The organism is Mesocryomonas lacus (assembly GCF_055730105.2).
The window spans coordinates 165,138-185,325 of sequence record NZ_JBUZWF020000004.1; the positions used below are offsets into that span (position 1 = coordinate 165,138).

Annotated in this window: 20 protein-coding genes; 3 read left to right on the forward strand and 17 right to left on the reverse strand. The window is 66.6% G+C overall.

Annotated features, from left to right (window positions below; all coding sequences use genetic code 11):
- Positions 1 to 155 precede the first annotated feature (155 nt).
- The 6 genes from mnhG to ACZLZQ_RS15020 are packed head-to-tail and all read right to left on the reverse strand — an operon-like array spanning position 156 to position 6,183.
- Complete coding sequence (gene mnhG, locus ACZLZQ_RS14995; RefSeq protein ID WP_472950064.1) at positions 156 to 539, reverse strand: monovalent cation/H(+) antiporter subunit G; 384 nt, start codon at positions 537 to 539, stop codon at positions 156 to 158.
- Positions 536 to 817, reverse strand: coding sequence for a K+/H+ antiporter subunit F (locus ACZLZQ_RS15000; RefSeq protein ID WP_472950065.1), 282 nt, complete (start codon positions 815 to 817; stop codon positions 536 to 538). The genes mnhG and ACZLZQ_RS15000 overlap by 4 nt, the downstream gene beginning before the upstream one ends.
- Positions 814 to 1,299 carry a Na+/H+ antiporter subunit E gene (locus tag ACZLZQ_RS15005; RefSeq protein ID WP_472931894.1) on the reverse strand — a complete coding sequence of 162 codons (486 nt, stop codon included), beginning with the start codon at positions 1,297 to 1,299 and terminating at the stop codon, positions 814 to 816. The genes ACZLZQ_RS15000 and ACZLZQ_RS15005 overlap by 4 nt, the downstream gene beginning before the upstream one ends.
- Positions 1,296 to 2,933 carry a monovalent cation/H+ antiporter subunit D gene (locus tag ACZLZQ_RS15010; RefSeq protein WP_472950066.1) on the reverse strand — a complete coding sequence of 546 codons (1,638 nt, stop codon included), beginning with the start codon at positions 2,931 to 2,933 and terminating at the stop codon, positions 1,296 to 1,298. The genes ACZLZQ_RS15005 and ACZLZQ_RS15010 overlap by 4 nt, the downstream gene beginning before the upstream one ends.
- Positions 2,930 to 3,271, reverse strand: a complete 342-nt coding sequence (locus ACZLZQ_RS15015) for a Na+/H+ antiporter subunit C (RefSeq protein WP_472931896.1) — start codon at positions 3,269 to 3,271, stop codon at positions 2,930 to 2,932. The genes ACZLZQ_RS15010 and ACZLZQ_RS15015 overlap by 4 nt, the downstream gene beginning before the upstream one ends.
- Entirely contained in the window at positions 3,271 to 6,183 is a 2,913-nt protein-coding gene (locus ACZLZQ_RS15020) for a monovalent cation/H+ antiporter subunit A (RefSeq protein WP_472950067.1), read from the reverse strand. The genes ACZLZQ_RS15015 and ACZLZQ_RS15020 overlap by 1 nt, the downstream gene beginning before the upstream one ends.
- 82 nt (positions 6,184 to 6,265) lie before the next feature.
- Here ACZLZQ_RS15020 and ACZLZQ_RS15025 point away from each other — a divergent pair, with 82 nt between their 5' ends.
- Positions 6,266 to 6,496, forward strand: coding sequence for a helix-turn-helix domain-containing protein (locus ACZLZQ_RS15025; RefSeq protein WP_472950068.1), 231 nt, complete (start codon positions 6,266 to 6,268; stop codon positions 6,494 to 6,496).
- A 209-nt stretch (positions 6,497 to 6,705) separates the two neighbouring features.
- On the forward strand, positions 6,706 to 7,071 hold the full coding sequence (locus tag ACZLZQ_RS15030) for a hypothetical protein (RefSeq protein WP_472950069.1): 366 nt from the start codon (positions 6,706 to 6,708) through the stop codon (positions 7,069 to 7,071).
- Positions 7,072 to 7,098: 27 nt separating this feature from the next.
- On the opposite strand, the gene ACZLZQ_RS15035 is transcribed toward ACZLZQ_RS15030, so the two are convergent.
- The 11 genes from ACZLZQ_RS15035 to ACZLZQ_RS15085 form a co-directional block, all read right to left on the reverse strand.
- Positions 7,099 to 9,660, reverse strand: a complete 2,562-nt coding sequence (locus ACZLZQ_RS15035) for a bifunctional diguanylate cyclase/phosphodiesterase (protein WP_472950070.1) — start codon at positions 9,658 to 9,660, stop codon at positions 7,099 to 7,101.
- Between the two features lie 107 nt (positions 9,661 to 9,767).
- A complete protein-coding gene (locus ACZLZQ_RS15040) occupies positions 9,768 to 10,436 on the reverse strand; it encodes a permease (RefSeq protein ID WP_472950071.1) in 669 nt (222 codons plus the stop codon).
- A 378-nt stretch (positions 10,437 to 10,814) separates the two neighbouring features.
- Positions 10,815 to 11,588, reverse strand: coding sequence for an SDR family NAD(P)-dependent oxidoreductase (locus tag ACZLZQ_RS15045; protein WP_472950072.1), 774 nt, complete (start codon positions 11,586 to 11,588; stop codon positions 10,815 to 10,817).
- Between the two features lie 67 nt (positions 11,589 to 11,655).
- The gene (locus ACZLZQ_RS15050) at positions 11,656 to 12,420 is read right to left on the reverse strand and encodes an SDR family NAD(P)-dependent oxidoreductase (RefSeq protein WP_472950073.1); all 765 of its coding nucleotides are present in this window, start codon (positions 12,418 to 12,420) and stop codon (positions 11,656 to 11,658) included.
- Positions 12,421 to 12,480: 60 nt separating this feature from the next.
- Entirely contained in the window at positions 12,481 to 13,476 is a 996-nt protein-coding gene (locus ACZLZQ_RS15055) for a tagatose kinase (RefSeq protein WP_472950074.1), read from the reverse strand.
- A gap of 250 nt (positions 13,477 to 13,726) precedes the next feature.
- Complete coding sequence (locus tag ACZLZQ_RS15060) at positions 13,727 to 14,944, reverse strand: ROK family transcriptional regulator (RefSeq protein WP_472950075.1); 1,218 nt, start codon at positions 14,942 to 14,944, stop codon at positions 13,727 to 13,729.
- Between the two features lie 170 nt (positions 14,945 to 15,114).
- Positions 15,115 to 15,576, reverse strand: coding sequence for a heme-degrading domain-containing protein (locus ACZLZQ_RS15065; protein ID WP_472950076.1), 462 nt, complete (start codon positions 15,574 to 15,576; stop codon positions 15,115 to 15,117).
- A gap of 29 nt (positions 15,577 to 15,605) precedes the next feature.
- Entirely contained in the window at positions 15,606 to 16,502 is an 897-nt protein-coding gene (locus ACZLZQ_RS15070; RefSeq protein ID WP_472950077.1) for an ROK family protein, read from the reverse strand.
- Positions 16,499 to 17,305 carry an alpha/beta fold hydrolase gene (locus ACZLZQ_RS15075; protein WP_472950078.1) on the reverse strand — a complete coding sequence of 269 codons (807 nt, stop codon included), beginning with the start codon at positions 17,303 to 17,305 and terminating at the stop codon, positions 16,499 to 16,501. Before ACZLZQ_RS15075 ends, ACZLZQ_RS15070 begins: the two co-directional genes overlap by 4 nt.
- Entirely contained in the window at positions 17,302 to 18,138 is an 837-nt protein-coding gene (locus ACZLZQ_RS15080; protein ID WP_472950079.1) for a sugar phosphate isomerase/epimerase family protein, read from the reverse strand. Before ACZLZQ_RS15080 ends, ACZLZQ_RS15075 begins: the two co-directional genes overlap by 4 nt.
- Positions 18,138 to 19,214 (reverse strand): Gfo/Idh/MocA family protein, encoded by a 1,077-nt coding sequence (locus ACZLZQ_RS15085; protein WP_472950080.1) that lies wholly within the window; start codon positions 19,212 to 19,214, stop codon positions 18,138 to 18,140. The genes ACZLZQ_RS15080 and ACZLZQ_RS15085 overlap by 1 nt, the downstream gene beginning before the upstream one ends.
- A gap of 211 nt (positions 19,215 to 19,425) precedes the next feature.
- Here ACZLZQ_RS15085 and ACZLZQ_RS15090 point away from each other — a divergent pair, with 211 nt between their 5' ends.
- Positions 19,426 to 20,169 (forward strand): ATP-binding cassette domain-containing protein, encoded by a 744-nt coding sequence (locus tag ACZLZQ_RS15090; protein WP_472950081.1) that lies wholly within the window; start codon positions 19,426 to 19,428, stop codon positions 20,167 to 20,169.
- The last annotated feature ends 19 nt before the right edge of the window (positions 20,170 to 20,188 follow it).

Sequence of the window (20,188 nt, forward strand, 5' to 3'; positions counted from 1 at the left end):
CCCCTTCCTCAACCTCAATACGGGATCGAGTTGGACGCGAGGGATAGATCATCCACCGGTCTTTGTCCCAAGCGGTCCCACCGCTATCCCGCGCCGATGCGATGCGTTGCGAAGCGCCGCCTCACTTTCCTTGTTCTGTCGCGTTGCTCCCGTGTTCAGCGCTGAGGCTCGGGCGAGGCCGCGTCATCCACCCGCTCGGTCGACCGGGGCACGCCATCGACCTCCTCGGTCCTGTCGCGGTAAAGCGCGGCGCGTCCGAGGAGCATCAGGCTGATCGGCGTGGTGACCACGAGGAACACGGCGAGCAGCACCTCGTGCAGCACGGGCTTGGTGCCGAGGACGCTGAAGCAGATCGCCGAGGCGATGAGGATGCAGAGGGCGCCTCCGGTATTGCCAAGCGTCGGTGCGTGGATGCGCTCGTAGAAGCTGCCGAACCTCAGGAGCCCGATCGTTCCGAGCAACGTGACGGCGGCCCCCACGACGATCAGGATCCCGACAACCAGTGCCGCCCAGACGGGGAGGTTTGCGAGATGGTTCATTCGATGACCTCGCCGCGCATGAGGAATTTGGCAAGCGCCGCCGTCGAGACGAAGCCGAGCAGCCCGATCACCAATGCCGCCTCGAAGTAGATCACCGATCCGGTCCGCACGCCGAAAGTGACGACGAGCAGCATGGTGCTGACATAGAGCGCGTCGAGCGCCATCACCCGGTCCTGCGCCCGCGGCCCCAGCATCATCCGCGCGGCGCAGCAGGCGATCGCCAGGAAAAGGAGAAGCTGCGCGACGGTGATCGCGGCCAGGAGGGCGGTCTCGGTCATTCGAACAGCTCCAGCAGCAGGGGCTCGTAGCGCTTCTTGATCAGGTCGATCCAGTCCTGTTCGTCGACGAGGTCGAGAACGTGCAGGAGGAGATGGCCGTTCGACGAGCGGTATTCGAGCCAGGCGGTTCCCGGCGTGCAGGTGAGGATGCAGGCGAGGATCGCCAGCGCTGTCGGATGGCGCAGCGTCAGCGGAATATCGACGAAACCAGACTTTTGGGCCCCCCGCGATGGGACGACGATCAGATGGGCGACCGCGAAGTTCGAGCGGACGACGTCGAGGCTGACGGTGCCGACGAGCTTCGGGATCGCCGACCAGCGGCGAATTTTCGCCTTCTCCGGCTGCAGCGGCACGACCAGAAGCGAGGTGATCACGGCGATCACCGTCCCCAGCAGAAACTGTCCAGCCGAGAAGCCGCTAAGCAACAGCCACATCAGGAGAAGGGACAGCGTCAGCAGCGGGTAGGGAAGGACGCGGCTCATGGGTGCGCCTCCGCAGCCGGTGGGACCCGCGGGGCGGATAAAACGTCGGAGATATAGCCGGAGGGCGCGTGGAGCGCGGCCGCCGCCGCATCGGTGAAGCGCAGGATCGGGCCGCCGAACACGGTCATCGCCACACCGATGGCGAGGAGGAAGCCGATGGGGGCGATCTCTAGCAGCCGGACCGCCGGTACCGTCCCGGCGATCGGCGCCCAGAAAGTGCGGATGCCCGCGCGCATCATCGCGATCATCGAGGCGAGGCCGGAAAGGATCAGCATCGCCGCCAGCACCAGCGCAGCGTTGGACATCGCAGCAGGCGCGCTCGAATTGCCCGCGGGAATGAGCGCGGCCAACATCGCGAATTTCGCAACGAAGCCGGACAAGGGCGGAAGGCCTGCCAGCAGCAGGCCGCAGACGGCGAACGAGATGCCGAGCACCGCCAGCGTTCCCGGAATCAACGTGCCGACCTCCTCCGCCTGCTCCGTCTCGTCGTCGGTCTCGCCATAGGCCTCGAGCGTCACCGCGAGGACCGAGGCCGCCGGGTCCTGGATGCGTTCCACAAGTTCGATGAGCAGGAAGAAGGCGCCGATCGTTAGCGTCGAGCTCACCATGTAGAAGAGGGCGCCCGAGGTGACCCCGACATCCCGCATGCCGATGGCGGCGAGAAGCGTGCCGGAGGAAACGAGAATGCTGTAGCTGGCCAGCCGGCCGAGCGCTTGGGAGGCGAGCACGCCGGCGGCGCCGAAGGCGATCGTCGCGATGCCGCCGATGACGAGGAACGTGCTGCCAAAACCGGCGGAGCCGCCGGCCTCGGCGCCGAAGACCAGCAGCGAGAGGCGCAGTAAGGCGTAGGCACCGACCTTGCTGAGGATGGCGAAGATTGCCGCGACCGGCGCTGCGGCCGCCGAATAGGCGGTCGGCAGCCAGAAACTCAGCGGCCACATGGCGGCCTTCGCCAGGAACGCCATCCCGAGGATGGCGGCGCCGGTCTGCAGCAGCGCTCGCTCCTGTCCGCCGAGCAGCGGCACCTGGCGCGCCAGATCGGCCATGTTGAGCGTCCCGGTGGTGCCGTAGATCATGCTGACGCCGATCAGGAAGAACAGCGAGGCGACGAGGTTTACGACGATGTAGTGGAGGCCCGCCCGCACCCGGGGGACGCCAATTCCGTGAAGCATCAGCCCGTAGGATGCGGCCAGCATCACCTCGAAGAAGACAAAGAGATTGAACAGGTCGCCGGTCAGGAAGGCGCCATTCAGTCCCATCAGCAGGAACTGGAACAGGCTGTGGAAATGCGGGCCGCTCCGGTCCCACCGGGCGAGGGCATAGAGGAGGGCGGCCACTGCGAGGATACTCGCCAGCAGCACCATCAAGGCGGACAGGCGGTCGAGGACGAGCACGATGCCGAAAGGCGCCGGCCAGTTGCCGAGGAGATAGGCATTGGTCAGCGTCCGGCCATCCGGTGCGCCGCCGGTATCGGCGATGCCGACGAGCATCACCGCGACGACGGCAAGCGCGAGCGTGCAGACTAGGCCGATGGCGGCCTTCATGCCGTGGCGCCGCTCGTCCAGCAGCAGCAGGAAAGCGCCGGCGACCATCGGCAGCAGGATGGGGACGATCATCAGGTGGTTGCGGATCATCCGGGATCCTTTCCGTCGACGTGGTCGCTGCCGGTCAAGCCGCGCGAGACCAGCAGCACCACGAGCAGGAGCGCCGTCGTCGCAAATCCGATGACGATGGCCGTGAGGACTAGCGCCTGCGGCACCGGGTCGGCGAAGTCAGCCGGGTTGATGGCGGCGGTATCGGCGAGGATCGGCGGCGCGTTCACGCGCAGCCGTCCCATGCCGAAGATGAAGAGATTAACGCCGTAGCCGATCAACGAAAGGCCGATCACCACCTGAAAGGTGCGGGGCCTGAGGATTAGCCAGACGCCGGAGCCGACGAAGGCGCCGATGAGGATGGCAAGCAGGAACTCCATCAGCCGTCCTCCCTTTCCGCTGCCGCTAGGCGGCTGGCGCGCAGGCTGCGCGTCGACTGATGCGCCAGAGCGATCAACATCAGGACCGTCGCGCCCATCACCAGCGAGAACACGCCGAGATCGAAGAACAGCGCGGTCGCCATCGGCACGTCGCCAATGATTGGCACGTGGAGATATTGCGAATGCGAGGTGAGGAACGGATAGCCGAACACCCAGGAGCCGCAACCGACGATGACGGCCAGCAGGAGGCCCGCTCCCATCCAGCGCACCGGCAGCACCCGAAGCCGGTCTTCCACCGCCCGTGTGCCCAAGGCCATGTACTGCAGCAGGAAGCCGCAGGCCATCGCGATGCCGGCCGCAAAGCCGCCGCCGGGCAGGTCGTGGCCCCGGATGAAGAGGTAGGCTGCAAACAGCATGATCACCGGGAACAGCCACTGCATGATGACCGATGGCACCAGCATGTAGTCGGTCAGCGTATCGCCGACGCTTCTATCGGAGCGGGCCGCATCGAAAGCGTTCTGCTCGATCTGCTGGGCAGGCGCCTCGATGCTGTCGGGTGCCGGCCGGAAACGCCGCAGCAGCGCGAAGATGGTGATCGCCACAATCGCCAGCACCGTGATCTCGCCGACGGTATCGAAGCCGCGGAAGTCGACCAGAATGACGTTGACGACGTTGCGCCCGCCGCCCTCGGAGTAGGCGCGCTCAAGGAAGTAGTCGCCAAGGCTCGCAGGCACCGGGCTCGCCATGACGGTATAGGCGAGAACGGCGATGCCGAAGCCGCAGGCGAGGGCGATGGCAAGGTCGAAACGCCGGAGGCTCGCGATCACGCGCTGGGTCGTCGAAGCGATCGCCTCCGAGCGTTTCGGCAGCCAGCGCATGCCGAGCAGGATCAGGACCGTCGTCACCACCTCGACCAGCAGCTGCGTGACCGCAAGGTCGGGTGCCGAGAACCAGACGAAGCTGATGCAGGTCACGAGGCCCGCCCCGCCCATCAGCATCAGGGCGAAAAGCCGGTGGAACTTCGCCTGGTAGGCCGCCCCGATGGCGCAGACGACGCCGACGGCGCAGAGCCCGGCATAGGCCGGATCCATTCCGGCGAGCCGCAACGTCGGCCAGCTGAAGCCACTCGCTTCCAGCGTCGCCAGGGCAGCGAGGAAGGCGATGACGACGAGCCAGCGAAGCTGCGTCTGCAGCCTGCGGGTCCCCAGCCGCTGCTCGATGAAACGGGCAAAGCGCCAGGAGACCGTCACGAGGATGCGCTCGAAGATTCGCTGGCCCTTTAGGCGGCGGAAATAGGGAGGGCCTTCCTCGCAATGCGCGAGATAGGATTTGAGCCAGGCGTAGAGCAGCATGCCGGCAGCAAGCGCGAAGATGCTCATCAGCAGCGGCACATTGATGCCATGCCAGACCGAGAGGCTGTATTCCGGCGTCGCCTCGCGCAGGACGGACCGCACAGCGACGTCGAGAAAGGGCCCGATCGTCACGCCCGGGATAATGCCGACGACGAGGCAGACGAGGACAAGAAGGCCGATCGGAAACCGCATCAGCATCGGCGGCTCGTGCGGGACGGTCGGCAGGTCAGAGGAGAGCGGACCGAAAAACACGCTGTGGATGAAGCGCAGCGAATAAGTGACCGCAAAGGCGCTGGCGAGGACGGCGGCATAGGGGGCCGCGGTGTCAAGCAGCGAGTTGGCATGCGTCTCGATCGCCTCGGCGAAGAACATTTCCTTCGACAGGAAGCCGTTCAGCAAGGGCACGCCCGCCATCGAGGCGCTGGCCACCATGGCCAGCGTCGCGGTCACCGGCATGAAGCGGAAGAGACCTCCGAGATGGCGCATGTCGCGCGTCCCCGTCTCGTGGTCGATCACCCCCGCGGCCATGAACAGCGAGGCTTTGAAGGTCGCATGGTTCATCATGTGGAAGATCGCGGCGACCGCGCCGAGCGGGCTGCCGAGGCTTAAGAGCAGCGTGATCAGGCCGAGATGGCTGATCGTCGAATAGGCGAGGAGGCCTTTGATGTCCTGCTGGAAGATGGCGAAATAGGCGCCGAGCACCATCGACATCATGCCGGCGAAACCGACGATCCAAAACCATTCATAGGTCCCGGCCAGCACCGGCCAGAAGCGCGCCATCAGGAATACGCCGGCCTTGACCATGGTCGCCGAGTGAAGGAAGGCCGACACCGGCGTCGGCGCCGCCATCGCGTTCGGCAGCCAGAACTGGAAGGGAAACTGCGCACTCTTGGTGAAGGCGCCGAGCAGCACCAGGATCAGCGTCGGCAGGTAGAGCTCGTGCGAGCGGATGAGGTTGCCCGAGGCCAGCACCACGTCGAGGTCATAGCTGCCGACGATGTGGCCGATGAGGAGGACGCCGCCGAGCAGGCAGAGGCCGCCAAAGCCGGTGACCGTCATCGCCATGCGCGCGCCATCGCGCGCACCGACGTTATGGTACCAGTAGCCGATCAGCAGGAACGAGAAGATGCTCGTCAGTTCCCAGAAGACGACGAGGAGGATCAGGTTGCCGGACAGGAGGATGCCGAGCATCGCCCCCATGAACGCCAGGAAGAAGGCGTAGAACCGGTGCACCGGATCCTCGGGCGACATGTAGTAGCGGGCGTAGACCGCGACGAGCAGGCCGATCCCGCCGACGAGGACGGAGAACAGCCAGGCGAAGCCGTCCATCCGCAGCTTGAAGTCGACGCCAAGGGTCGGGAGCCATTCGAGCCGGAAGACCGCGACCCCACCGGCGGAGACGCTGGGATAGGCGGCGATCGCCAGGACCAGCACGCCGAGGGTCGTCGCGACCGCGAGCGCTGCATGAAGGTCGCGCAGGCGCGAGGGCAGCAGCGGCATCGCGAGGCTGCCGAGGAACGGCAGTGCGATCATCCAGATGAGCAAGGCGCCCCCGGTCATGTCATCGATGATCCCCAAATCGTGTGTTTTGCTATTTCACCCAATATGGTTGATAATATCAAGGTTCAATAGGGCCAGCCGTATGCTTATTTTCCCGGAGCAATGCCGTGCCGCCCGCGGCCTGCTCAATTGGAGCCAGGAAAACCTGGCGCTCGCCGCCGGCATCTCGCGCAGCACGATCAAGGATTTCGAGGCGCAGCGGCACTGCCTGCAGCGGGCTTCCGAGAAGCTGCTGGTCGAGACGTTCGAGATCGCAGGCGTCGAACTCCTGTTCGACGAGACCGGCGGCCGCGGCGTTCGGTTCAAGCGCTGAGGGGAAGGTGGGCGGATGCCGATGCCGGAAGGCTCGGTGTCGAGTGGACCAACTAGTCAGAAAACACAGCGTGGCTTTGGCAGGACAAAGGATCCTGCTGCAGGCCTAGCGTCGGAGGGCAAGTGCCTTAAACGCCGCGTTGAGGTTTATCGCGGAGATTTGGCGGGTTGCCGATGTTCCTCTACCGCTCACGACCGGACGCCCCAGAAATGCGCAAAGCCCATCTCCTCGCTTTTTCCCTCTTCATCTCCGCGATCCCAGCAGTGGCGCAGGAAGACCGAGCCCTTTCCGGGGCGGAAGTCGCTAAAATCATCTCCGGCAATACCGTGCAGGGCAACATGGCGGCGGGCGGTCCCTACCGGGAGTTCTATCTGCCGGACGGGACGCTGCGGGGGTCGAATTATGACGGGCGCTGGAGCGTTGTCGGCGACACGCTCTGCTTCACCTATGATGCGACGACGCCCGCGCAGTGCTGGAGCGCGCGGATCAACCGGTCGAAGGAAATCTCCTGGATCAAGAACGGCATCGTCGACGGGACCGGCGTCATCCAGCCCGGCAACCCCGCCAACTTCTGAACGGGCACGGATCAGGGCGGCCTGAGATCAGGCGGCCTTGATCGCTGCGACCGAGCCCTCGACAAGGGACGCGCTCTGCAGCGCTGGCAAGGGACGGCCGAAGAAGAAACCCTGCACCTGCTGGCAGCCCTCGCGCCGCAGGAACTCGGCCTGCTCAGCGGTTTCGACGCCCTCGGCTGTGATGACCATGTTAAGGCTGTGGCCGAGCCCGATCACCGACCGAACGATCGCATTTGACTTCTCCGCCGACAGATCGGCGATGAACGATTTGTCGATCTTGATCTTGTCGAAGGGGAAGGAGTTGAGGTAGCCGAGCGAGGAGTAGCCGGTGCCGAAATCGTCCATGGCGATCCGGACGCCGAGCGCCTTCAGCCGGTTCAGCGTTTCTCGCGCTCCCGCCCCGTCGCGCAGCAGAACGCCTTCGGTGATCTCGAGTTCGAGCTGTGCGGGCGCCAGCCCGGTCTCCTCCAGGACTTGAGCGACGAGGGCGACGATGTCGCGCTGGATGAACTGCACCGGCGACAGGTTGACCGCGATCACAATGCCCGGCCATTCCGTCGCCTGGGCGCAGGCCGTGCGCAGCACCCATTCGCCGAGCGGCACGATCATCCCGGTTTCCTCGGCCAGCGGGATGAAGTCGTTTGGCGGAACGAGGCCGCGCGCCGGGTGGCGCCAGCGCACCAGCGCCTCCATTCCGAGAATGCGCTCGTCCTCCAGCGCCACCAGCGGCTGGTAGTGCAACTCGAACTGGTCGAGTTCGAGCGCCTTGCGGAAATCCTGCTCCAGCGCACGGCGGGCATCGCGGTCGAGGCCCATATGCGCCTCGTAGACCTGCGCAGTGCCGCGACCCGCTTCCTTGGCACTGTAAAGCGCAATGTCGGCATTGCGTAGGAGAAGGTCGCTGGACATAGCGCTGGCCTCGGGCATGGCGATGCCGATGCTGACGCCCAAATGGTGCTCGCGCCCCGCGATATCGTAAGGCGCCTTCAACGCAGCCTGGATCCGGCGCGACAGCGCCATGGCGTCGAGAGGCTGGGCAAAGCCTTGCTGGACGACGACGAACTCGTCGCCGCCGAGCCGCGCGACGGTGTCGTTGGCGTGGATGCAAGACTGCAGCCGCAGCGCCAACTGCTGCAGCAGGCTATCACCGGCCGCGTGTCCCTGGGTGTCGTTGACCTCCTTGAAATGGTCGAGGTCGAGGCAGAGGAGGGCGAGCTGAGTTTGCCCGAGCCTGTGGCTTTCCATCGCTCGGTCGAGGCGCTCGCGGAACAGCGCGCGGTTCGGCAGACCGGTCAGCGTGTCATGCAACGCAAGATGCTCCGCGCGCGCCTGTGCCTCGACTTCTCGGGTGATGTCGGTCGCCGTGCCGCGATAGCCCATCCACACGCCATCGTCGCGGATGATGGAGCGGGCCGAGACGCGCCCGATCCGCGGCCGACCCTCGCCGTCCTCGTAACTGTAGCGCAGATCCCGGACGCGGTGACCGGCTGACGACGAGGGAGATGGCCGCAGCCAGCCGGCCTCGGAACTATCGACTCGGAAGAAGGTCTCGAGCGGCATGCCGATCGCCGCCCGCTCGGAAAGTCCCGTTACCTCCTCGAAACGCAAGGACACGAAGACCAGCCGCAGGTCGCGGTCGCATTCCCAGATCCAGTCGGACGAGGCTTCCGCCACGTCGCGAAAGCGCGCTTCGCTCTTCTGCAAGGTTTCGGCATAGGCGTCGATCGTCCGAGCGGAAGATGTCAGCCGGTCGTTGGCACGTCTGGAGTAGCGATAGGTCAGTCCGGCCAGAACCGAGAACACCGCGAAGGCGGCTCCCATCGGCGGGAGAACGAACCCCATGAGCTGGTCGCCCGGCCGTTCCGGTATCCAGGTGACGTATCCGATGGTCCCGCCCGTCGGCGCGTGCAGCGCTAGCGACGCCCCGAGGTCGGCGCCCTCGTTCGGCCGGAGCCGGAAGCGGTTCAGCAGGTAGTCGCTGCCGATCCGGGACAGCAGCGGTCCGTTCAGCTTCTTCGAAAAAACGAGGACGGGGCCGCCGGGCATGGCAGCTGCGGTCTCCGCGCGAATGGCCGCGGCGGCTACCAGAAGAATGTCGTCGCCCGAGCGTAGGAGCCCGACCTCGGGCATGCTGCGGTCGCGCGCGCGGTCGACCAGCTCGCGCAGGCCTGCGGGGATCGCCGCGATGGCATCCAGCGCCACCGAACGGCCTTCCACCACCGCGTAGCGCGTCTTCTCGTTGTCCGACAGCACGAAGGCCATCTCGTAGCCGAGGCTGGCAAAGATGTTGGCGCCGAGATTGCCGTCGCCGGCCGCCCAGCCAAGGTCGTCGGAGTTGGCGAACCGCTCCCTAAAATCCTTGCGCTCGGTATAGTCCTTGAGGTTGCGGGCAATTTCCCGGTGCTTCACGCCGAGCGCCGTCTCGGCGAGCTTGACCGACGCCTCGATAGCGGCATGGTTCTGCCGATGGGCGCTGATCAGGACCAGCGCGGTACCGACCATCCCGGCAGCCGCCAGCATCGCCAGCAAGGTGCCCACGACCCGCCGGCTGTAGCCGCTCCCCACGAACTCACTTGCTTTGCTGCTCACCGCACGCTCCCGAACGCGCGGTGATGCTGCCAGATAGAGGTGAAACAATTGCCACCAGACCAGCTGCTAACGAGGGCCTGTCGTTTAGTTTTTGCAGCGCAACTGCGTCAGGCCGAAACGACCATCGGGGCGAGGGCCAAGGCGACGGCGATGAAGATCGCAGCCACTAGGAACAAGGTCGCCACCACCCGGGCGAGGGCGGCAAAGCATCCCATCCCGGCCCGCAGCACGAACCAGCGGACCTCGACAGCGACGTACCAGACAAGACCCGTGCCGAAGGCCAGGGCCGTCACGACGAAGGCGCTCGTCGTCGCGTAGCGAAGGCTCGTCATGGCAAGATCGAAGGACAGCGCGAAGGGGGCGGCGATGTAGCACTGGCTGTAGAAGGAAGGCCGCAAGGTCTCCCGTGTCAGCATCTGTCCGTTCCGATGGACGCGCTGTACCGCCAGCATCAGGGGAAACAGGCTGAAGGTGACCGCCCGAAACAGAAGAAGGTTGCGCTGATCGGCCATGGCGCCGGTCAGGGCGCGCTCGGGCAGGCCGAAACGCAACTCGACGAGATGCGCGATGATCAGCGTCAGGAAGAGAAAGATCGGCGGGCTGAGGGCGGCAGCAAAGCGGTTTTTCGGATCGGCGCTCAGTTCGCCCTCGGCATATTCCATCATCCGGATCGGCTGCCGGATGCATTTCCAGAACGTCAGCGGGTAGAAGAGGAGCCACGAGACGACTTCGTACAGCAGTTCCTCAATGGACTTCAGAAGGTTCATCAGGTCCATGCGCACGTCTTCCTGCTACCGCGACCACTGATGCCGGCATGCTCGTCACGCGCGTCTGCGAGCGCGGGCCATGCCTAGGCTCGGAGGCGGTAGCGTATAATCGTTGGTTTGGGAAAGACAGCAGAGGGGAGTCAGGTGAGGGTCTGCGTGCATTGGCCAGCAAGGCCGAAGGAGCCGTCAATGCCTGCCGCCCGCGCCCTCAAGCCGACCACCCTGACGCCGGCGTTTGCCAGCGCCAGCGCGGTGTTGAGCCCTCCGGGCAAGGCGACCGACGGGTTCTCTTAGACCAGACCGAGCAAGGCGGTCTGCGTCGTGATCTGACGCCCCGATCCGACGGTCTGCCGGGAAGGAGCCTGTGTGATACCGCGACGGGCCCGCCTACCAGCAGGTGAAGCCGCCATCCACCGCAACGATCGCCCCGGTCATCAGGCTCGCGGCGTCGGAGGCAAGGAAGAGCACGGCCGAGGCAACTTCATCGGGCTGGCCCATGCGGCCCATCGGCGTGTCGGCGAGCCAGCCGGGAATGCGGTCGACGTTCAGCGGATTGGCCTGCACCATCGGCGTCTCGATATAGGTCGGCGCCACGGCGTTGACGCGAACGCCATGGTGCGCCCATTCGGCGCCCATCGACTTCGTCAGATGGTGCACGGCAGCCTTGGAGACGTTGTAAGGCGTCTGCGGCTGCGGCCGGTTGGCGATCGTGCCGGACATCGAGCCGATGTTGACGATCGCCCCGCGCCTGGCGGCGATCATATGCCTGCCGAAGGCGCGCGAGCACCAGAACACGCCGTTGACGTTGACGTTCATCATCCGAAGCCAGCCGGCATCGGTGACGTCCTCGGAGGGAATGCCGCTCTCGCCGATGCCGGCATTGTTGACGAGGATGGTCGCCGGCGTGCCGCGCGCCGCCAGCATGTCGGCGATCTCCGTCATCCGCTCCGACGAGGTGACGTCACCGACGATGGCCTCGACTTTGAAACCCTTGGCCTCGAGAGCCGCCACGCCGGCGAGCCCAGCCTCTTCGGTCGGCTCGATCAGCACCAGCGTCGCACCCGCCTCGGCGAACACTTCGGCGCAGGCAAGGCCGATGCCCCGGCCGCCGCCGGTGATCACCGCGACTTCGCCGTCGACCCTGAAACGTTTCATCTGCATGTCGCTACTCCCATAACGAAATTATCGAGGCCGGACCGCCCGGGGCGGACGCCCGGCCAGATCAGCGTCAGCGCGTGGTGTAGCCGCCGTCGACGAGCAGCACCGAACCGGTGACGTAGGCCGAAGCCGGCGAGACGAGGAACAGCACGCAGTTGGCCACTTCCTCGGCGCTGCCATAACGGCCCATCGGCGTCCGGCCGCGCCAGACCGGATCCCATTCCGGATTGGTGAAGCCGCCGCGCGACATGTCGGTGTCGATATAGCCCGGCGCGACGGCGTTGACGCGGATGCCCTCGGCGGCGAACTCGCTGGCGAGGCTCTTGGTCATCATGTGCACGGCGGCCTTGGACGCATTATACATCACCTGGCGCTGCGGCATGTTGGTGGCAAAGCCCGACATCGAGCCGACGTTAAGGATCACGCCTTCACCCTGGCTCTGCATGGTCGGCAGGACCGCGCGCGAAAAGCGGAAGACCTGGGTGATGTTGGTGGCAACGAGCTCGTCGACCCGCGCATCGTCGAAATCGGTGGTGTCGCCGTGCCGGGCAATGCCGGCATTGTTGATGAGGATGTCGATGCGCCCGTATTTGTCGAGCGTGTGCTTCACCAGCCGCTCCGGCGTATCGTCGGCGGTCGCGTCGGCGGAGACGAAGTCGTATTCGTAGCCCTTCGCCTTCATCAGCGCGTCGGCTTCCGGATTGTCGCGCCGGGCGGTGAGCACGGACTTGGCGCCCGCCTCGCCGAACAGCTCGGCACAGGCAAGGCCGATGCCGCGGTTGCCGCCGGTGATCAAGGCCACCTTTCCATCGAGACGAAATTGACCGAGTGACATGGATCCCTCCCAGGTGATGTCCGTCCCGGACGGCTGTCCGGAACGCAGGTTAAGCTTCGCTTAGTCGGCGCAGGCCGTCCGGGCGATGAAATCGTCGAGCTCGGCGCGCGAGCCCGTCCCCTCCATAGGGCCGCGCACGCCGACATTGCGGGCACCGGCGGCGTTGGCGTAGTCGAGCGCTTCGGCCGGCGGGAGGCCAAGCCGCCGGCAAGCGACATAGGCCCCGCCGAAGCAGTCGCCGGCGCCGGTCGGGTCGACTTCCTCGACAGTGAAGGCTTTCGCGTCGATGCGGCTGCCGTCGGCGCCGAAGACGGTGGCGCCGTGCTCGCCGCGCTTCAGCGCAATCTCGCCGATTCCGCCGGCGAACAGCGCTGCAACGGCTTCTGCCTCGCCCTCGACGCCAGCGGCGACGTTGAGTTCCTCGCCGGACGGCAGGAGCAGGTCGGCGACGTCGATCAGCTTCTGGAAACGCAGCTGCGTCTGGCCGTGGCCGAGCAGTTCCTTGCGCAGGTTCGGGTCGAAGGACACGCTGCCGCCGCGGGCCTTGATGGTGCCGATGGCGCGCTCGGTCAATTCCCAGGCGCCGGGGATGGCGAAGGCGGTGCCCATCACATGCAGATGGCCGGCGCGCGCGAACAGCGCCAGTGCCGCCTCGGTCGGGCCGATCTCGGCCGCTGCCGAGGTGGCGATGTTGTAGACGAAGTCCCGCGCGCCATCGCCGCGGTAGCGCACGAAGGCGCTGCCGGTCGGCAGAGTCCGGCTGACGGAGATGGCGGAGATGTCGGCGCCATCAGCGCTCAGCCGCGCGATGTTGAGCCGGCCAAAATCATCGTCGCCGACGCTCGCGACGATGCCGGCCTGGCCACCGATCTTGGCGCACTGGTCGATGAAGATCGCCGGCGCACCGCTGGGATAAGGTCCGACCAGCTGCAGGGGCTCGAGGAAGCCGAGACCGGGCTCGATCGCCATGATCTCGACCAGGATTTCCCCGATCACCACCGTCGGCCCAAGCGCGTCCGGCGCCAAGAGGGAAGGGCGGGCCGCAGCGCTAGCCATCGAAGGCGGTGCTTCCGTACCAGGCGTCTTGCATGACGATCCTCCCTTGTCGGCCATTCTCTGCTGCCCCGCGACGGCGTCGGGGCAGAGCGCTGCCGTGACGAGGGTCACGGCGCGCGCAGGTGCCGCTTTTCAGTCAGGGGTAAACAACTTTGTTTTGGCGTGCAACATATTCCATGGGGACGACCAAATTCAGGATCGAAAGCTGGTCTCACTCTCGCAATTTTGCGAGCGGCACACCCGCGGTTGCCTACTCAGCCGCTTCGATTGGTGTCGCATCCTCGACGTAGCGGGCGGCCTCCACCGACAGAAAGCGCTGGTGCATCATGCAGGCCGCGCCGAAAGCGCCCCCGAAGGCCGCCTCCTGGTTGACGCTGATCTCGGGGCTGGGGAAGCTGCCTTCCTGCGCCTGCTGCATGTAGGCGGCGACGCGCTTGGCGACGAGCGGGTAGAGCGCAGCGACCGAGCCGCCCAGCACGATCCTGTCGGGGTCGATGATGCGGCAGGCCTGCACCAGGCCGAAGGCCAGCGCCTTGGCCCACTCCTCGGCGATGGCGATGGCGCGAGGCACCCGGTCGCGGACATCGGCGACCAGCTTTTCGAAGCCGGGCAAGGCGGCGGTACGCGACTCGCGGTAGGCGGCGATCAGCGTTTCGAGGCCGATCGCCTGCTCCAGCGTGCGGCCGGGCTCGCCGTCCAGCACCTTCAGATGGCCGATCTCGCCCGCCAGCCCATGCGCGCCGCGCAGTAGCACGCCGTCGACGATGATGCCGCCGCCGACGCCGCTCTCCAGCACCAGGAACAGCGTGACGCCGGATTCCGGCGCCGCACGGCCATAGGTGGCGCCGATGGCGAAGGCGTTGGCGTCGTTCTCGGCCATGACGGCGACCGGGACGGGCAAAGCCTTATCCAGAAATTCAGCGGGATAGAGGTTGCGCCAGCCGAGCAGCGGCGCGATGCGGACGAGGCCGTTCTTGTCCATCTGCCCGGGCACCGACAGGCCGACCCCCTCGCAACGTCCCCAGCGATCTGCAGGGATCATCCTCTCGGCCTGCTGCACGGCTTTAGCCACGGCCGCCTCGATACCGATCGAGGGGCCGTCCAGCGGCTCGACGCTGGAGGAGACGATCCGTGCCGCGAGATCCAGCTCGACGATGCTGATGTGCTCGACGCCGATCTCGATGCCGAGGAAGAACATTGCTTCCGGTACCAGCTGCAACAAAATGCCGGGCCGGCCGGCCCGGGCATAGCTCGGCCGCTCCACGGCAGCCTGCGCCACCTCGCGCACCAGTCCGCTCGCCGTCAGCCCGGCGATGATGTGGCCGGCGGACGAGCGGTTGAGCTTCAGCTTGCGCGCGAGCTCCGCCCGGCTGAGATGGCCGAACTGGTGCAGCGCCTGCAGGGCGGCGACCTCGTTGCTCTGCCGCACGCGGCGCGGGGAACTGGCGATCGCGGCGGGATCGGACAACGGCGTTTCCTTGACCACGGGGCGGCGCGGCGGACGGGTAGGAGGCTTCCTGCATAGAGCCGGTACCGAGAGGTCACAACCCCCGTGCCGGCGGAACGTCATGGCGACGCGCCCCGGCATGTTCAGCCGGTTGCAGGTCGGCGGCCGAGCCTTCGTTCGGCAGCTGGATGCTAGCGCTGAAATGCCTGTAGCGCCTCCACCACCAGTGCGTGGTCCTCGACGTCCGGCAAGCCGCTGACCACTGCGGCGCCGATGCAGCCGGTGCCGGTGAGGATGATCGGCACGCCGCCGCCGCTGGCGGCATAGTCGCTATCGGCCAAGCCATAGCGCTCGGCCAGCGACTTGCCCTTGAGCTCGCACAGCAGGCGCATGGCGAGCGAGGAGCGGCGAAAACGCATCACCGTGTTGCGCTTGCGGCGGATCCAGAAGGCGTTGTCCGGCGTCGCACCGGGCAAGGCGGCGGCAAACAGCACGTGCTCGGCGACACTGATCTCGACCGCGATCTTCAGCTGTCGTTCGGCCGCCTGCGTCCGGATCCATGAGCCGACCTTCCAGGCGAGATCGGCGTCAAAGGCGGAAAAGCCGAGGCTTGCCTCCTGCCGATCGACATCCTCGAGGGTCAAGACCGCCATCCGTGTCTCCGCGCTGCTCTGCCGGCCGGTCAGGCCGCCGGCGGTTCCGCCGTGCCGTCCGCATCGAGGGCAAGGGCGCCCCAGATCGCCGCCTGCCAGCCCAATCGGGTATAGACGATCTCGGGCGGCTGGACACCGGTCTCTCCCGGCAAGCAGGCGCGGATGTGATCCGCAAGGGCTGTCCGCGGGAACCCATCCATCTCGGTGACGCCGCCGCCGATCAACAGCCGGCGCGGCGAGAACAACGCGAGGGCGGTGACGATGCCCAGCGCCTGGTCGCGCACGAGCTGGTCGAGCGCTGCGCGAAAGGCCGGATCGCCGCCGCCGAGAAAAGCCTTTGCGACAGCGATGCCGGAGCTTTCGGCGAGCGCTGCGAGGGCCGCGCCGGAAGCGTGGTGCTCGAGGCTGTCCGGCCGGTTTTCCGGCATGGCAGGGCGCACCGGGATGTGGCCGATCTCCAGCGCCCAGCCGCCGCCGCGAAAAATGCCATCCCGTCCGAGATAGGCCGCGCCGATGCCGGTGCCGATGTAGACGGCGAGAACCTCCGTCTCGCCGACGACGGCGCCGGCCTTGGCTTCGCCGAGGAGCTGCAGCACGACATCGCGCTCCAGCCGCACGGGAATGCCGAGGGCGGCGGAAAGCTCCGTCGCCAGCCTGTGGCCGTCGAGCTCGGGAACATTCTTGGCGTGCAGTACGGTATCGAAGTCGTGGTCGAGGAAGCCGGGCACGGTCGCCACCACGCGGGTCGGGGCGAAGCCGGCATCCGCGCCGGCCTCGCGGATCAGGGCGGCAAGGGCGGCAGCGGGATACGGGATGCGGATCCGCATGGTCGGATAGGTCCGCGTGACATCGCTCGGTCGGCCATTCTCGGCAAAGCCGATCTTCACCGAGGTGCCGCCGATCTCGACCACCGAGAGGACGCTCACACCAGCCGCTCCAGGAAGGTGGCGAGCGCGGTCCGAAAGTCGTGGGCGTAGCGGTCTCGGTCGACCGATTTCGGCGTGATGCGGACGAGTTCGGCGCCGGGGATTAACGCCGCCAGCTTTTCGGCCATGGCTTCGGGGTGAGCGAGATCCTGGCCGTGGCCGATCACCAGCACCGGCAGGTCGATCGCGGCGATCTCCGCTTCCGTCACGCCGGGCCCGTCGGCGGCGATGGCCGACAGCAAAGCGCCGAAGGTCTTCGGCTCCGGCCGGTCGAAGAAGCCGGTGAGGCTCGCGAGATTGTCCGGCGCGAGGCGGTTTAGCTTGGCTGCCGAGTCGCTGGCGTCGAAACGCCGGCGCGCTTCCTCGGGCGTGTGCTCCTGCATCAGCGCGCCGGCGAGGGCGTAGGGCGCCATGTTCGGCGGACCGGGCTCGGCGACCCAAGCAGGGCGCGCGAGGATCAGGCCGCGCAGCCGGTCCGGCTGTCGAACGGCGAGCCGGAGCGCGATCGCCGCACCCATCGAGATGCCGCCGATCACCGCCGGCCCAAGGTTCAGACTGTCGGCGAGGGCGGCGAGGTCGTCGGCGAAGATGGCGATCGAGAAACGCTCGGCGGGGCCGAAAGGCGAACCGCCCTGGCCGCGGCATTCGAGGGTGATGCGACGCACGGCGGGTGCGGCGGGAAAGATGCCGGCCACTTGCGCCTCGTCACCGCCAAGCCCGTGCTGGAAGAGCACTGGCGGGCCGCTGCCGACGTCGCGGTAGCGCAAGGCGATACCGTCGCGTGGGAAGCTCGCAAAACTCATCGGCTGCCGCTCTCGGCCAAGACGCCGCGGAGATAAACCGCGACACCCTTCGCCTCGGCTTCCGACAGGCCATGCGTGACGAGCGGACCCGCAAAGCCCGCGCTGCGCAGCCGGGCGACGAAATGCGGGAAGTCGATGACGCCGCTGCCGGCGGCGGTGAAGTCACCTTGCGGGTCGCGGTCCTTAGCGTGGGCCATGGCGATGTCGCCGGCGAGAAGGTCGATGGCCTCGTCGACGAGGCGCCGGCGCTCAGTCGGCTCGGCGACCTCGAAGAGGTTGGCAGGGTCGAGCACGACGCGCAGCCGGCGGCTTCCCATCGCCGCGATCAGCCGCCGCGCATCGGCGGCCGAGGCGACGACATTGGCTAGCTCCGGCTCGATGCCGAGATCGACGCCGTGTGTCTCGGCGATCTCGAGGGCTTTCGCCATTTCGGTGCTGAGATCGCGCCTGGCCTCAAGCGCCGCGTTGTCGGGGTGGAAGCGCCATTGGTCTTCGGCGTCGCGGGTGCCGGTGCAGAGCGTTACCAGCCTCGTGCCCATCGCCGGGGCGGCGGCGCAGAGCACCTCCAGCCGAGCGAGCCCTTGCCGACGTACGGCGGGGTCCGGGTGGATCATGTTGTAGGTGCCGGACACCGCCTCGATGACGACGCCCGTGGCGCGCGACGCTGCGCCGATCGAGGCGGCGATCTCGGCGTCGATCGCGTCCGGCATCGAGGGGAGGCCGAGGCAGGCGAGATTGAACTGCGCGCCCGCATAGCCGGCGGCGGCAACCGCCTGCAGCGACGGCTCGGCGCCGACGGCGGCAAAGGTTTTCGCGAAAATTCCGAGCCGCATCAGACGGCTCCCGTGACGTCGGCGAGGCGGACGAGCTTGCCGCCGGCCTCGGCCGAGCGGGCGACGGCGACCATGGCCCGCACTGAGGCGAGGCCCTCGTCGATGTCGGCGCCGACCATCGGTGCGCCATCGAGGATGACGCGGGCAAAGGCCTCCACCTGGCGGCGGTAGAAATGCCCGTCGGCGCCGAGCGTCCGGTGCCAGCCGCCGTCCGCCTCGCGAAAAATGTCGACGTCGCTGCTCTTGTAGAACCAGGGATTATAGATCTTGCCGAGCACGCTGCCGTTCTCGCCGTAGATCTGGAAGCCCTCGTGCCAGTCCATGCGCACGGCGACGGTGAGGTCGAGCTGGCCGATGGTGCCGTCGGCGAAATGGGCGGTGACGAACCAGCAATGGGCGCCGAAACGCTGGGTGAGGTGGGCTTCCACCGCCTCGATCGGGCCGCCGAGATGGCGGGCGGTGTCGAGCATGTGGCAGCCATGCGCCAACATGTAGTAGCGCTTGAGGTCGGCTTTCGGATTGACCGCCGGCTTTCTGGCCTTCGCCGATGTGACGATCAGCGGCTGCACCGCGTCGGTCATCGCGTAGCGGTGGGTGTTGTCGCAGTACCAGCCCTTGTAGCCGAGCTTCTCGCCCATCTCGGCGTCGACGAAAGCCTTGGCCGTTTCGATACCGGGGTCGAAGCGCTTCATATGGCCGACCTGCAGCACTTTGCCCGAGGATTCCACCGCCGCCCTGAGGCCCTCGACCTCCTCGACCGCGACGCCGATCGGCTTCTCGCACAGGACGTGCTTGCCCGCCTCCAGCGCCATGCGCGAGGCCTCGACGTGGAAACTGTCGGCGGTCGCGATGATCACCGCGTCGACATCGGGATCCTCCAGCATGGCGCGGTAGTCGGAGAAGGCGCGGGTCGGCGCGAAGGTCGCGGCCATGCGCTCGCGCAGATCGTCGGCGACATCGCAGATCGCGTAGAGCTCAGCATTGCGGGCCTTGGTGCAGGACTCGAAGTGCGCGGCCTGGGCGATCGGTCCGCAGCCGAGAACGCCTATGCGCAGCCGCCTGTCGTCTTTGTTCATCGTCCGAATTCCTCGTTCGATCCTAAACGCACCGCAACACGAGCAGGTGAGTGCATATTTGTTTAGAGAAGCAACTAATATGCAGGTCGTTCGCCGTCAACCATTCAGCCATGCTGCGGCGCACGCATCTGCGGATGCGCTGCGAAAATTGACGCCCGCTGTTTTGTCTGGTTTGTAGAAAGAAAAGACAAATAAAGTGGGAGGGGATAACTTGGCGGTGCTGGCCAGTCTCAAGAACATCGTCATGGTTTTCGGCGCCATCCGTGCGCTGAACGACGTCTCGCTGGACATTCACCAAGGTGAGGTGCTGGGCCTGATGGGCGACAACGGCGCCGGCAAGTCGACGCTGGTGAAAACCATCGCCGGCAATTTCCAGCCGACCTCCGGCACCTTCATTATGGAGGGCAAGCAGCTTTCGCTCTCCGGCCCCGCCGATGCTCGCCGGCACGGGATCGAGGTGGTCTATCAAGACCTTGCGCTCTGCGACAACCTCACTGCCGCCGCCAACGTCTTCCTCGGCCGCGAGCTGATGAAGCAGGTCGGCCCGTTCCGGGTGCTCGACCGGCCCCGCATGAACGCCCGCTCGGCCGAGCTCTTCGCCGAGCTGAAGTCGGAGACGCGGCCGGCCGACCTCGTCAACCGCATGTCCGGCGGGCAGCGCCAGGCCGTCGCGATTGCCCGCACCCGGCTTGCCCAGTCGAAGATCGTGCTGATGGACGAGCCCACCGCGGCGATCTCGGTGCGGCAGGTGGCGGAGGTGCTGGCGCTGATCCGGCGGATGAAGGACCAGGGCCTGTCGGTGATCCTGATCAGCCACCGCATGCCGGATGTCTTCGACGTCTGCGACCGCGTCGTGGTGATGCGCCGCGGCCAGAAGGTCGCCGACAAGGCGATCGCGCAATCGAGCCCCGAAGAGGTCACCGGCCTCATCACCGGCGCCATCGCCACGGCCTGACCGCCCCCATTCGGAGCAT

Excerpts from the sequence above, each read along its gene's own strand:
- ACZLZQ_RS15015 (WP_472931896.1), bottom strand. The coding sequence starts at position 3,271 with ATGGAGTTCCTGCTTGCCATCCTCATCGGCGCCTTCGTCGGCTCCGGC.
- ACZLZQ_RS15050 (WP_472950073.1), bottom strand. The coding sequence starts at position 12,420 with ATGTCACTCGGTCAATTTCGTCTCGATGGAAAGGTGGCCTTGATCACC.
- ACZLZQ_RS15005 (WP_472931894.1), bottom strand. The coding sequence starts at position 1,299 with ATGAGCCGCGTCCTTCCCTACCCGCTGCTGACGCTGTCCCTTCTCCTG.
- ACZLZQ_RS15075 (WP_472950078.1), bottom strand. The coding sequence starts at position 17,305 with ATGAGTTTTGCGAGCTTCCCACGCGACGGTATCGCCTTGCGCTACCGC.
- ACZLZQ_RS15000 (WP_472950065.1), bottom strand. The coding sequence starts at position 817 with ATGACCGAGACCGCCCTCCTGGCCGCGATCACCGTCGCGCAGCTTCTC.
- ACZLZQ_RS15040 (WP_472950071.1), bottom strand. The coding sequence starts at position 10,436 with ATGGACCTGATGAACCTTCTGAAGTCCATTGAGGAACTGCTGTACGAA.
- ACZLZQ_RS15045 (WP_472950072.1), bottom strand. The coding sequence starts at position 11,588 with ATGCAGATGAAACGTTTCAGGGTCGACGGCGAAGTCGCGGTGATCACC.
- ACZLZQ_RS15080 (WP_472950079.1), bottom strand. The coding sequence starts at position 18,138 with ATGCGGCTCGGAATTTTCGCGAAAACCTTTGCCGCCGTCGGCGCCGAG.
- ACZLZQ_RS15065 (WP_472950076.1), bottom strand. The coding sequence starts at position 15,576 with ATGGCGGTCTTGACCCTCGAGGATGTCGATCGGCAGGAGGCAAGCCTC.
- ACZLZQ_RS15030 (WP_472950069.1), top strand. The coding sequence starts at position 6,706 with ATGCGCAAAGCCCATCTCCTCGCTTTTTCCCTCTTCATCTCCGCGATC.
- ACZLZQ_RS15025 (WP_472950068.1), top strand. The coding sequence starts at position 6,266 with ATGCTTATTTTCCCGGAGCAATGCCGTGCCGCCCGCGGCCTGCTCAAT.
- ACZLZQ_RS15010 (WP_472950066.1), bottom strand. The coding sequence starts at position 2,933 with ATGATCCGCAACCACCTGATGATCGTCCCCATCCTGCTGCCGATGGTC.
- ACZLZQ_RS15020 (WP_472950067.1), bottom strand. The coding sequence starts at position 6,183 with ATGACCGGGGGCGCCTTGCTCATCTGGATGATCGCACTGCCGTTCCTC.
- mnhG (WP_472950064.1), bottom strand. The coding sequence starts at position 539 with ATGAACCATCTCGCAAACCTCCCCGTCTGGGCGGCACTGGTTGTCGGG.
- ACZLZQ_RS15055 (WP_472950074.1), bottom strand. The coding sequence starts at position 13,476 with ATGGCTAGCGCTGCGGCCCGCCCTTCCCTCTTGGCGCCGGACGCGCTT.
- ACZLZQ_RS15085 (WP_472950080.1), bottom strand. The coding sequence starts at position 19,214 with ATGAACAAAGACGACAGGCGGCTGCGCATAGGCGTTCTCGGCTGCGGA.